7 protein-coding genes are annotated in these 13,379 nt (G+C 52.5%); all 7 read left to right on the top strand.

All coding sequences use genetic code 11. From position 1 onward, the window contains the following. The first annotated feature begins 184 nt into the window (after window positions 1-184). The 7 genes from SCARR_RS01715 (at window position 185) to SCARR_RS01745 (ending at window position 13,344) form a co-directional block, all read left to right on the top strand. Window positions 185-1,582, top strand: a complete 1,398-nt coding sequence (locus SCARR_RS01715; RefSeq protein WP_168432893.1) for a sulfatase-like hydrolase/transferase — start codon at window positions 185-187, stop codon at window positions 1,580-1,582. Window positions 1,583-1,584: 2 nt separating this feature from the next. Then, the gene (locus SCARR_RS01720; RefSeq protein ID WP_136059802.1) at window positions 1,585-3,009 is read left to right on the top strand and encodes a sulfatase-like hydrolase/transferase; all 1,425 of its coding nucleotides are present in this window, start codon (window positions 1,585-1,587) and stop codon (window positions 3,007-3,009) included. Between the two features lie 55 nt (window positions 3,010-3,064). Then, complete coding sequence (locus SCARR_RS01725) at window positions 3,065-5,563, top strand: hypothetical protein (protein WP_136059803.1); 2,499 nt, start codon at window positions 3,065-3,067, stop codon at window positions 5,561-5,563. 11 nt (window positions 5,564-5,574) lie between these two features. Beyond that, on the top strand, window positions 5,575-7,221 hold the full coding sequence (locus SCARR_RS01730) for a sulfatase family protein (protein ID WP_136059804.1): 1,647 nt from the start codon (window positions 5,575-5,577) through the stop codon (window positions 7,219-7,221). Between the two features lie 60 nt (window positions 7,222-7,281). Then, on the top strand, window positions 7,282-8,709 hold the full coding sequence (locus SCARR_RS01735; RefSeq protein ID WP_136059805.1) for a sulfatase family protein: 1,428 nt from the start codon (window positions 7,282-7,284) through the stop codon (window positions 8,707-8,709). Window positions 8,710-8,759: 50 nt separating this feature from the next. Further along, window positions 8,760-11,435 (top strand): hypothetical protein, encoded by a 2,676-nt coding sequence (locus tag SCARR_RS01740; protein ID WP_456238411.1) that lies wholly within the window; start codon window positions 8,760-8,762, stop codon window positions 11,433-11,435. A gap of 67 nt (window positions 11,436-11,502) precedes the next feature. Beyond that, window positions 11,503-13,344 (top strand): Ig-like domain-containing protein, encoded by a 1,842-nt coding sequence (locus tag SCARR_RS01745; protein WP_136059807.1) that lies wholly within the window; start codon window positions 11,503-11,505, stop codon window positions 13,342-13,344. Window positions 13,345-13,379: the final 35 nt, after the last annotated feature.

The following is a 13,379-nucleotide window of genomic DNA, read 5'->3' on the forward strand; positions in this document are numbered from 1 at the left end:
GCAGGCGTGCCTTGGGGTAGCGGGTATTTTTTTGTCGATTATAAGCGGGCAATTTTGTGGGGCAGGCGGAGTAACTGAATAGTACCGCCAAGTCTTCTGTTGCTCGCAGTTTGAATGGCGAAGGGGAGTTCCGTTTTTACGGGGCATGCTTGGATACTGTGGAATTTTTCGAAGGGGGATGGGGATGTGGTTTAAAGAGAACAGAAAAAGAGTTTTGATCGGGTTGATGGCATGTCTGCTGGCCGGAGGCTTGCAGGCCGCTGACAGGCCGAACGTTGTCATTATCATGCTGGACGATTTGGGGGCGGAGACGCTCGGTTGTTACGGAAATACCGGTTATTCAACCCCGAACATTGATCGTCTGGCAGCTGGCGGGGCCCGTTTTGAGAATGCATACGGCACGCCGTCCTGTTCGCCGAGCCGGGCGATGATTCTCTCGGGGCTCTATACAAACCGCAGTGGTATTAAGGAGCGCCTGGGGACCGGGACGTCCAACTGCTTACCCGCGCATCTTCCAACCTTTGCGGACTTATTAAAGAACCATGGTTACCGAACGGGCATTGCCGGTAAGTGGCATCTGGGCGACTTTGATTTCTATCCGGACCACCCGGCGGCGCATGGCTTTGACGACTATCGCATGTTTGCTAAACACTATGAATTTTTCGCGTATAACAGCTATGTGAACCCCGGGATTTGGGAAAATGGCGAAGTGACGGTTTACAAGGGGGCCTATGGTCCGGATATGTACTGCGACTTTATTGTGGATTTCATTGAACGAAACAAAGAACAGCCGTTCCTCGCTTATTTGCCGATGACGCTGGTGCACAAACCGTTTCATAAGCCGAAGCTGCTGGACGGGAAGATTAAACATTTTCTGCTGGATGATGCGCCCGCTGTGGATCAGACATTTGGGTTGATGCTCTCGTATGCGGATCATCTGGTGGGTCGTATTCTGGACAAACTGGACGAGCTGAATTTATCGGACAATACGTTGGTGATTTTCACCGGGGATAACGGTACGCCCCATGCAATCACCAGCCATTTAGGCGATCTGCGGGTCGCGGGCGGTAAGCTGAGTCTGATTGAGTCGGGCTACCGCGTGCCCTATATCGCCCGCTGGCCTGGAAAGATTCCGGTTGGTCAACGGGAGGCTTTCTTTACCCACGCCGACCTCCTGCCTTCGCTCGCAGGCCTGACGGGTGCGCCGATGACGTTTGACGTGAGTGGCATGGATTTGTCCCACAACTTTTTTAATACGCAGGGAGTGGATCGCGAGTATGTCTATTTGGCCTGGGAGGGGGGGCAATACATGGTGCGTGATAAACGGTTCCGCCTGCATGAAGATGGTCGGTTTTATGATATCCCCATCACGAGTACCGCCGAGCGGTATAGTGAGAAAAGCTGCAGTATTGATGAATATCCTGAGGCGTATCAACGACTCCGCGAGGAGCTGGAAAAGAATAAGACGATTCAGCAGATCGACGATTCCTATTCGATCATTCCGTTTGGCGAACATAAAAAGGTCCGGAAAGAGAATTTGAAAAAATCCGGTATACAAGGGGGGCGCGGCCCAAGGAAATAAGCGTGGTTATCGTGAATGTGTTGAAGCAGGGTCTATTGTATAGCGTTTTCTTTGTTGCCACTTCGTTGCTGGCAACTTCCCGGGTTTGTGCATCGCAACCACCTGTGGTGAGCCCGCCTGTCCTGAGTATTGCCGAAGGGTCGAACCCAAACATTGTGTTGATTATGGCCGATGATCTGGGTGCCGAGTCGGTGGGTTGCTACGGCAGCACGGTTTTTTCGACGCCGAATCTGGATCGGATGGCCCGTCGGGGCGCGCGTTTCGAGAATGCCTATGGCACCCCTTCCTGTTCGCCGAGCCGGGCGATGATTATGACCGGACAGTATCTCAACCGCACAGGCTTTCTGGAACGTTTGAAAACGGGGGCGGGCACGGGGCTGCCTGCTCATGTGAAAACCTTTGGTCATTTCTTTCAGCAGAACGGGTATGAAACGGGTATCGCGGGAAAGTGGCATCTGGGGGATTTTGAAGATTTTCCGGACCATCCTGCCGCGAATGGGTTTGATACGTACTATATGTATGGAGGATACATCCGCGAGGAATCCTACGGGTATGGCCCGCCGATTTGGGAAAACGGCACGTTTACCGTCCTGGATAAGTCGGTGTACGGACCCGATCTGTATTGCGACAGCATCCTTACCTTTATCGAAGAAAACAGGGATCGTCCGTTTCTGGCCTATTATCCCATGACATTGGTGCATAAGCCGTTCATTGCGCCGCCGATGATCGACGATCAGATCAAACACTTTTTCCCAGAGAGCGCGTCCGCGGATGAGAAACATTATGCGTTAATGGTCTCCTATATGGATAGGCTCGTGGGGCGGGTTCTTGACAAGCTCGATGAGCTGGGGCTCGCCGAAAACACGCTGGTCATTTTCACGGCGGACAACGGAACGCCGAATGCCATTACCAGTCACATCGGGGATTTGGCCATTAAAGGTGGCAAGCTGGCCCTGATTGAATCCGGTTACCGAATTCCAATGATCGCCACGTGGCCGGGTACCATTCCGGTTGGTACGCGTGATTCGTTCATGACCCTTACGGATGTTTATCCAACGCTCGCCGGATTGACGGGGCACACGGTGGATCATGAGGTGGATGGGATGGATCTTTCACATACCTTTTTGGACCAGCCCGGAACGGATCGGGAGTACGTATACATGGCATGGGAAGGGGATCGGTATTTTGTCCGCGACAAACGCTTCCGGCTGCATCAGGACGGGCGGTTGTATGACATCCCCGTTTCGAGCAATGAGACCCGTTACAGTGAAAAGCACGCAACCAATCCGGAGCACGCGGACGCGCGCAAGAGGCTCGAGGGAAAACTGGCGGAGTTTAAGAAGATTAAGAAGTCGGACGACTCCTATACGCTGGCTATTTTGAAAACAAATAAGAAACTGAATACGGCAGAAGAGATGGGCAGATAGCCCGATGTTGCAGGTTCGTGTGATATTTTAGTAAATGTAAACAAAGGGAAAATGGATGAAACGTAAGCAGGGTATTGTATTTGGATTTCTCGTATCGCTGGCACTGGGAGCAGGTGCACTTGCCGATACCCGGCAACTGGTTGTTTCTACAGAAGGAAATGACAGCAACCCCGGTACAGTCGAAGAGCCGGTAAAGACGCTTTATCGCGCCCGCGATCTGGCCCGCGAGCTGCCCCGCAATCAGCCCATCAGTATTTTGGTTGCAGGTGGCGACTACTATCTCGATACGCCTCTGGTTTTTACGGCAACGGATTCGGGCACCCAGAAGGCTCCGGTTTTCTGGAAAGCAATGGACGGAGAAACCGTTCGCTTGGTCGGGGGAAAACCCCTGACATTAAAATGGGAAAAGCACGCCGGAAAAATATATAAAGCCACAGTTCCTGAAGGGATAAAAATTGAGCAGCTTTTCGTCAACCGGCACCGGCAGATAATGGCCCGTTATCCGAACTACGATCCGGAGTCCCTTTATTATTGCGGTTCGGGAGCAACAGATGAGCGGATGAAAAGTTGGAAGAACCCGGAAACGGCATATATCCATGCAATGCAAAAATCCAGCTGGGGAAGCGGACACGCAATCCTGAAACGAGATGAGCAAGGTGAACTGTATGAATACATGGTCAGCATCGATACCACGACTCGCGGGGATGATGCACGTTTGAATCAAGAAAAGCGTTTTGCCGAAAATGTTTTTGAAGAGCTGGATGACAGCAAAGAGTGGTTTCACGACACCCAAGCGAACCTTCTTTATTGGCAGCCGGAAGACGGGTGTGATCCGAATACGGCACGGGTTGAAGCGATTGGAAATCCCCACTTGATCCGGTTCGAAGGCGGTCAGGTCGCGCCGGTACAATTTATCACATTCAACGGATTTACGATTTCGGGTGCCGCGCCGACCTGGAAATGGACGCTCGATCATCTGCCCAATGGCGGCGATTTTGTGGTCCATCGGGGAGGAGCAATCACCTTCGAGGGCGCAGAGGATTGTACCGTTGAAAACTGCTCGTTCATTGAGTTGGGCGGGAATGCGGTCTTTATCAATGGCTACAACCGTCGTGTCTCCGTAATCGACTGCCTGATGCAGAATATCGGCGCGAATGGCGTTGCGCTCTGCGGAGCAGAAGAAACCATGCGGGGGGATCAGTTTTTCAAGGAACTCGACGAAACACTGCGGGATGGAAACTTTGTGCGGAAGCGCTGGGAAAAGCCGGAGGGTTGGTTTAAGCAGCCGGAAGATCTTACCCCGGGACCGAAAACAGAAAACTATCCGGCCGAGTGTCTGGTCAAAGGAAACCTGGTGACGGTGAGCGGGGAATATGAAAAGCAGTCCGCTGCCGTGTTGCTTTCGATGACTCGAAACAACACCATCAGCCATAACACCGTGCACAAGCTTCCCCGGGCGGCCATCTGCATGAATGACTGTTCCTGGTCCGGCAATGTGTTTGAATACAACGATCTTTACGACACCGTGCGGGAAACAGCCGATCACGGCCCCTTTAACTCCTGGGGTAAAGACCGCTACTGGATCTGGGCGGATCACTCCGGCGGACATGATAAAAATCCCCATGCAAAAGAGAACTGCCTGATCGATGCGATGGAAACAAACATCATTCGTCATAATCGGGTGTCCCATCCTCTGGATGCCCGCCATTCCCATGGCATTGATCTGGATGACGGTTCAACCAATTTCAGAATTTATAACAATCTGACGATCGGCTGCGGGATCAAAGTCAGGGAAGGATTTTACCGGACGGTTGAAAACAATGTGATGATTTGTGTCGGGCGCAGCGTGCCGACCAAGAACATCTCGTTCGATCAGAATGAAGATGTCTGGAGAAGAAACATTGTCGTGAATCTCAATGCACCCATGTTTATGACGGTGACAGAGCGAACCCATTTGCGGGAGAGCAAACAGATCGATTACAACTGCTTTTTCTATGACGGCGAGACTGCTCGAGCTTACAGTAAAGTACGAGAACCGGGCGTGAATGTGAATTCTATCGTTGCAGATCCGATGTTCGTGAATCCAGCGGAAGGCGACTATCGCGTAAAAGACGATTCTCCTGCCCTGAAGCTGGGATTCAAAAACTTCCCGATGAATGACTTCGGCGTCACCAGCCCCCGGCTGATACAGTTGCTGCCCAAACGGACCTTTCCGCAGCTTTCAGGAGGAACCCCGTTACCTAAATACAAAATCAAACGGAACAAAAAGGTGCACAAGTTTTTTGGGGGAACCATCCGGAACATGGCCACTGAAATTGAGATGTCGAATGTCGGGATCGGAGAGATTACCGGCGTTCTGGTGGTGAAAGCGCCCGAGAACTCCAGTCTCTATGAGGCCGGTTTCCGAAACGGCGATTTGATTATCAACCTGAATGAGAAAAAGGTTCATGATACCACGGATCTCTTTAAATATGCTGATTTGGGAGAAGGCGCGCCATTAAAGGTTCAAATCCATGACGACTCAGGATTGAGAATTTATACATTGGAACAATAAAGGAACGAACTATGAAGATGAGTTTAATAAGTATTATCGCGTTGAGTATTGGGCTAAGCGCATCAGCGGTTCAGCGCCCGAATGTGTTGATTATTTATACCGATGATCAGGGCTATGGCGACGTGAGCTATTTGAACCCGGACTCTAAGTTCCAGACGCCGAATATGGATCGTCTGGCGCACGAGGGAATCAACTTCAGCCACGGCCATTCAAGCAGCTCCGCCTGTACGCCGTCGCGCTACGCGCTGCTGACCGGGCGCTATTCCTGGCGCACAACCTTGAAGGTGGGCGTCGGTAATGTGGATGAGCCGTGCATGATCGAAGAGGGGCGTATGACGCTCGGTTCAATGCTTCAGGAAAAGGGGTACAATACGGCCTGTGTCGGCAAATGGCATCTGGGCATGGATCTGCCGGGCACAAAGGGGAAGCGCGACTGGTCGCAACCGATTATGGATGGTCCGTTGGATCACGGATTTGATTATTGGTACGGCCTACCCACATCGCCGAAATCGGTCTGTGCCTGGTTTGAAAATCGTGGGTTGGAGCCGGGCGCCGCCGAACCGACGCTCTGGACCTATCACAAAAAGAATCTGCCGAATATCGACAAGCGCTGGCGTATAATGAAACCGTATTACAAGAGCCTGGACGACCAACCCCCGGAAACCATTCAAAGCAAAAGCAAGGTTACTGAGGTGGCTCCGGACTGGAATGATGATGAATTGCTGACGCGCTATACCGACAAGGCGATTCAATGGCTTGGGGACAAAATAGCGGATGCCAAATCCGACAAGCCGTTCTTCCTCTATTTTGCACTGACCTCGCCGCATGAGCCGGTGGCTCCGCGGGCGGACTTCATCGGCAAGAGCGACTGCAGCGGCTACGGCGATTTTGTGCTGGAAACCGACTACCATATCGGTCGCCTGCTCGATTATCTGGATGAGGCCGGATTAACGGAGAATACCTTGGTGCTCTTCTCCAGCGACAATGGCCCGGAAAATCCGTGGAAAGAACGGATTAAAGAGCAGGGGCATTACAGCAGCGGTCCGTTGCGCGACGGCAAACGTTCCCATTACGAAGGCGGGCACCGCGTACCTTTTGCCGTTCGCTGGCCGGCCGGCATCAAACAGCCGGGCCGTGTTTGGGACAAGCCGGTCAGCCAGTCGGATATGTTGGCCACCCTCGCGGAAATCGTCGGAGCTAAGATCCCGGAGGATTCCGGTGAAGACAGCCAGAGCTTTGCCGATGTGTTCAGCAATCCGGCATCCGGATTCGAACGTCTTCCATTCATTGGAACCAACAACCGTAGCGGTCAGTTTTCGATTACTGAAGGCAAGTGGAAGCTCGTCCTGCCGAATGCTAAAAAAGGCGCAGAGCTGTATGACCTGACCGCCGACATCGGCGAGAAAAACAATCTTGTCAAACAGCATCCTGAGGTTGCGAAAAAGCTCGAAGCGAAGATGACCGACATCCTCTGCAATGGCCGTACAACGCCCGGTGTGCGACAGTCGAACGACACCGGCTGGTGGCCTGCCGTCACCTGGATGACGCCCGAAGAATACAAGGCAAAGCATCCGGAAGGTGAATTGGTCGGTGCTTCGAAGAAAGAGAAGCAAAACAAAGAAAAAAAGAGCGGAAAGAAAAGTAAAAAAAAGAGCTGATCAGAGCGGGGTTTCCATTCGAAACCGCACCATGAAAATACAATGAGGAAATCAATTCTGATGATGAAAGTAAATTTACTGATCGGTTGTCTGTTGCTCGCGCAACTGACTGGCTTTGCCAAAGAAACAGGCAAACCCAACGTGCTCTTTTTCATTACCGACGACGAAAGCTGGATTGAACGGAGTGCCTATGGCTGGTCGAATTTACCTACGCCTCATTTTGACCGGGTGGCACGCGATGGTGTGTTATTTATGAACGCCTATGCCTCGGCACCTTCGTGCGCACCGTCGCGGGCTGCAATTTTGACGGGCCGGAATTTCTGGGAGTTGGAGCAGGGGGCTTTTATTCAGGCCTGGCTGCCGAAAAAATTTCCGGTCTTCCCCGCGTTGTTGAAGCAGGCGGGCTATCACACAGGATTTACCCGCAAAAGCTGGGGGCCGGGAATGTATCCGCCGGAGGGCCATGGTCCGGATGTCGCGGGTCAGGTTTATGATGAAGCGTTGCTTGAATCGCCGCCGCCGGGAATCGATCCCAATGATTACGCCGAAAACTTCGAGCGTTTCCTGGCGGATCGGAAGCCGGGTCAGCCCTTCTTTTTCTGGGCCGGCGTGTATGAACCGCACCTGCCCTGGGGCGAGGGCAATCATGAACGGCTGGCGAATGAATTCGGTGTGCCTCTGGAGAACGTTCCGGTTCCGCCCATCGTAGAGGATTCGATGCGCAACCGTAAAAGGCGTGGCGATTTTCTGTATGAAATTTGCACGGCGGATCAGCAGTTGGGCCACATGCTGGATCGTTTGGAATCCCTTGGCGAACTCGAAAACACGCTGGTGGTCGTCACCTCGGATAATGGAAGCGTGATAGAGGATCTGGAGGCAGCGATCCCTCTTGACCGGGGCAAAACAACGCCTGATGATCTTGGGGTACACGAGCCGTTGGCTGTGATGTGGCCGGCCGGGATCAAGGCCGGCAGAAAAGTAACCGACTTTGTACGCCTGGCTGACTTCGCGCCCACCTTTCTTGAGCTGGCCGGGGTGGAAGTACCTGATTCCATGAGCGCCCGAAGCCTCCGGAATATTCTGACCTCGGAAGATTCGGGACGCATCGAGCCGGAGCGCAGTTTCATCATCACCGGGGTGGAGTGGCATGGGGAATTTGATCCGGCGAGTAAATCCGCGCGCACCATTTGCAATGATCGCTACGCCTACATTGTTTACTACGCCAATGTAGATGAGTCGGGTAATGCGTTATCCGATGAAAATGCCGTCAAGCCTGTCATCGAAAAGCTGTTTGATATGCAGGCGGACCCCTGGCAGATGAACAACCTGATCGACGATGAGCGTTATACCGAGGTGAAGCAGCGCCTTTTCGAACAATTGCAAGCCGAAGGCATGAGGACCAGTGATCCGCGTGCCACGGGGGAGATGTCGATTTTCCGTGAAACCCGTGATTTTGTGCAGCAACGAAAACGGAACGGATATAAATAGGAACCTTTATGAGCTTTAAAAAACACGCAAACTTTAAAATGATTAGCCGCATGAAATACATACTACTTGCCATATCAATACTCACCGCGTCCGTTGGCTGGGCTGCCGGTTTCGCTACGGATGGGAACGGCATACGCAATGCGATATCCGCTTCGATCAATGGCGAAGGCGTGCTGTATGTTTCTGAAATAGATGGAACCGTTTCCTGTCATACCACATCGGGTAAAACGCTTTGGCGCAATCCGACTGACAACCCGGCGGTCATGTTTGAAATTGAAGCAGCCGATCTCGATGGAGATGGGAATGATGACCTGCTGGCGGCTAGCGGTAACGGAAATATTTATTGCTGGGGACACGACGGTCAATTGCGCTGGACGTTTAACCCCGGGCGAAAGGTTCGCTTCTCGGAGGTCGCCGTCGTCAAGAACGGCGATACGGTTCAGATCTTTGCCGGTGGTAATGACTGTGTGCTCTATGAGCTGGATACGAGAGGGAACCTCGTGTCGGAAACCAAATACGCCGGCATCATCCGCAAGCTCGAAGCCGGAAATTTTGTCTATAAAGACCAACAGTCTCTATTGGTTATGGCTATGACCAGCGACAAGTGGTCCTGGTCTTTCCTCGGAATCATCGATCCTCGAAGCAAGGAGGTACTCGTTGAGGGGAACATAAAAAAAGGTGAGCTTCTCCAATTTAAAAGTCTCATGATTAATGAGCTAACTGTTGCCGATATTGATGGTGACGGGCTTGACGACTTCATGTTTGTGGGAACGGGAAAAGCGGATTCTGTGGCGTCTGCAGCCCGGGATGCTGCCGGACAGTTTGTTGTGATGAACGGGAAGATGAAGCCAATTGTTCAGTTTGGTTTTCCGAAGAAAGATAAGCAGCTATACGCCCATGGCTTTGCCGCATCTCTGCAACCGGTTCGCAACGAAATCGCCGTTAACTTTGGCACGGTGTTGTATGTACTCGGTCTGGATGGTCAGTTGATCGCACGCACCGGAAAGGCCTATGAGGGGTTTGCGTTCAACGGGCTGACAGTTGAGCCGGAGAGCAGGCAGCTTTTCGGTGACGGTCAGCTTGGGGGAGGCACGACCCTGCACGCGTTTGATTTAACACAGGATCATTGGTGGGAAGCACCGCAACAACTCCTGGGGCGATTGGCTGAGGTGGAGTCCAATCTGGATACGCTCTACCGCCAGTCGCTCAAATTCAAGCGCCCCGCTTATCAGAAGAAATCCGAAGAGCCGTGGGTGCTTGTCTCGGGGAGAGAGCCGAATGAAGCTGTGGCCAACCTAAAGGGCGAAGACTTGAAGTTTGTTACCATGAGCACATGGTCTGAGGACTTCGATCGCAGCAAGATCTCCAAGGTTGCGGGAGAAGGCGCCTTAAAGAAAGATCGCAGAAAACCCTACGATCTGAGTCAGGGCGAAATCATTGCGCGCGCCAGGAAAATGGAACAATCCGGCGTGCCGTTTACGCTGTGGGCCGGGCACGGAACGGATCCGTTCTATATGCAAGTCGAAACAATGATCGGTATTTTAGAGGCAGCTCCAACCACTTGCTATGGCTTCGTTTATGCGGAGATGGGAAATCCGGAGGATCCGCGCTCTCATTATTTCGTAAACCACTATATTCCGCAACTTGCCCCGGCCATGCGCAAGCAAGGCAGGGCAAAGCTGTTTTTCCGATTTAAAAATATTTTCTGGGCGGCCGGCGCTCATCTGCATCCATGGGATCAGCTGTTCTTTAGTAGGGACTATGCCGACCTCGTCGTGCCGACGACGGAAGATACGAATTCAAGCACTCAGGATATCAACCTGGCAGGCCGGGTCGGTATGTTCATGGGAGGGTATGTGGATCAGCATGCCTTGCGATTGGTTGAAGATAACGTTTGCTGTTGGCGCCCGGAATCCGCCTGTGGGCAGACGAGTATTTCGCCCTTCCTGCGTAGCGGTGTTTTGCGTGCAGCCTATGGTGCGCGTTACGGCATTATTTCCGGACTTAAGTTTCAGCAGGAGCCAGGAATTCAAATTCTGTATGCACTCATGAAATCGGGCGTCCTGCCTCAAGTGCAGCCGGAAGACATCTTGTCGGTTGGCTCTTGGCATTTGATGAAGGATATCGATGAACATCATGTCGAGATCAGTGAAGATGGTCACGACGTGATGCTCTACACCCCGGAAGATGATAATGCTGTGATCTCAGTCGGAGGCGTCGGCTGGTCCGGTGCCGGTCTTTCGGATCATGACTTATCGAAGGTTGCGTTGGGCGTGGACTACCGCTGGCTGAACTTTATACCGGAACTGCCAAACGGCATGGTGCCCATCGCGCCAATTGGGTATCAATCCGAGCTGAAGAAGCGGGGGACCCCGTTTAGCGTGAGTAGCACAAAAGAGGGTTTCATCAACGGGAAGAAAGTCCCCGCGAATCAATTCGGCACTTACATGCGTCAAATAGTGGAAGCCGGTGCGGCGAGAATGCCCATTGCGGTCAAAGGAGCGTCATGGAGTGCCATCCGCTTGGATGATCGTCATGTGCGTCTGATCCTGATTGACCCCGGCTATATCGACCCGCAAGAGCGGCAGGCCGTTATCTCTTTCCAGGGGCGTCAGCCTGTTTCGGCCATGGATATTTTAAGCACGGAGACCCTGGACGCATCCAGCCCCGTGCTAACGGTTACCGTTCCGGCGGGGTCGATGCGCTTCATCGACCTTGCGTATTAGCGTTTACCATCTGGATGTTGATGCCTCTGATTCGAACCCATCCGAATGAACGATAAGGCGATATAAAATGACGATGAATAAGACGGCAGCTTTTTGCACAATCTCGCTCGGTTTGGGGTTCCCGGCCTTTGCTGTGGAGCCCGTCGAAATTGATTTCTTCACGGATACCATCGGATCGGTGGACACGGTTGTAAATATTATCGACTATGGTGCGAACGGCTCGGACACCAATGAGGATTCGGTCGCGCTGCAGAACGCCATCGACGATATGACGGCCCTGTCGCACGGCGGTAAAATCATCGTTCCGGAAGGCACCTTTATTCTAGGTAGAATAACGATGCGGTCGAATGTCCATCTGGTGATCTCTACGAACGCGGTGATCAAGCCAATACAAACAACCGCCAAGGTTGTGATATTTGAATTTGGCACGAATGATCCGGAAATCCGGAACGTCAGTATCCGAGGTGACGGGGGCCGGTTTACGGTAGACTTCAGCGACAGGACGGCCGATACCAGCCACACCGCATTTATGGTGCAAAACGTGACTAACTTTATGATTGCGGGCGTGGATATCCCCGACAATTTTACCACGCACTCCGCGATCCGGTGTAATATGGCGACCTATCAGGGACAGTATTTCACGCCCAGAAACGGCGTCATTAAAAATATAAACAACACCTCTGCGCATGTCGGATACGGAACCGTGCAGATTGGCGCGGGAACACATATTCTGTTCAAAGATTTAGACGGCGACGGCGGGGTGACCCTTCGGGCTGAATCCGGAGCTACAGGTTTGGGGGTTCTCACGGGATCTATGTTTGATATTTACGGAAGAAATATTTCCGGTGGCGGTGGGAATGCGGTGGTCATGATATCCCCCCATGCCATGCAAAACGGCCATATTGATATCGACGGCGTGCTCGGTAGGAGTTCCGTGCATGCGGTCCGTATCGACAAGGGGGATACAAGAAACGGGACGTCACCCGGATGGTTTGCAGATACAAGCATCGTGAAAAATGTCCACGCCATATACGGAGTAACCGCACAACTAAAAGCCGGTCATGATCAATGGGTGCCATGCGAGCTGAAGTATCTGATTTCCTCGGAAAAGCTTCCAGATGGCAAAGCCCGTCTGGGGCCCGCTGCGGCGGCTATGAGGAATCTGGCCGAGGGTACCGGGGAAGGCTACTACAACGTTACGATTACCAATGTGACGCAGGAAGGATTTGTTTATCAAACCAAGACCGTGCAACACGAAGCGGATTCCATCAGCAAGAATCAGTGCCCCGCCCATATCTCGGTAACCGGCGTATCGGTCGATCCAACTAACGCAACGCTTTCGGTTTCAGAAACGATGCAGTTGCTCAAGCTCGCAACACCGAATAACGCCACGGATCCGACCGTAAGTTGGAGTTCGGATAATGATTCGATTGCCACCGTTAATTCAGACGGGCTGATTACGGCGCAAAGCAACGGCACCGCAGCCATTACAGCAACCACCACTGATAGCAGTCATATTGCAGTCTGCGCTGTTACGGTTGTTCCAGCGAATCCGGCATGGGACGCCTTCGTCTCCTCGTATGGATTGTCCGGTGTGAAAACAAACCATGCGGATGGAGACGGATTGAATGACTGGGGCGAATATGTCTTCGGCGGCAACCCGACCAACCCCTCCGATACGGGAATTAAACCTGCGTTCGGTGATTCAGCAGCGAGCAACGTTATCTTCTCCCTAGTCGGCGATAATCGCGTCACCGCTTACGTGCTGACCACTACCAATCTGCTCGCAGGAAACTGGGAAACCAGCACCACTGTGAATGTTTCAACGACGAATGGTGTGCTCAACAGCTACACCAATTCCATAGACACGACACCACCCCAGCTGTTCATCCAGCTGGAGGCGAAATAACCCGAATCGAATAGCGAGCCTTACTATGCTTGAAT

Source organism: Pontiella sulfatireligans, from assembly GCF_900890705.1.
In the GTDB taxonomy this organism is placed as follows: domain Bacteria; phylum Verrucomicrobiota; class Kiritimatiellia; order Kiritimatiellales; family Pontiellaceae; genus Pontiella; species Pontiella sulfatireligans.

Coding starts and splice junctions, on each gene's coding strand:
- SCARR_RS01715 (WP_168432893.1), top strand. CDS start 185: ATGTGGTTTAAAGAGAACAGAAAAAGAGTTTTGATCGGGTTGATGGCA.
- SCARR_RS01725 (WP_136059803.1), top strand. CDS start 3,065: ATGAAACGTAAGCAGGGTATTGTATTTGGATTTCTCGTATCGCTGGCA.
- SCARR_RS01730 (WP_136059804.1), top strand. CDS start 5,575: ATGAAGATGAGTTTAATAAGTATTATCGCGTTGAGTATTGGGCTAAGC.
- SCARR_RS01735 (WP_136059805.1), top strand. CDS start 7,282: ATGATGAAAGTAAATTTACTGATCGGTTGTCTGTTGCTCGCGCAACTG.
- SCARR_RS01740 (WP_456238411.1), top strand. CDS start 8,760: ATGAAATACATACTACTTGCCATATCAATACTCACCGCGTCCGTTGGC.
- SCARR_RS01745 (WP_136059807.1), top strand. CDS start 11,503: ATGACGATGAATAAGACGGCAGCTTTTTGCACAATCTCGCTCGGTTTG.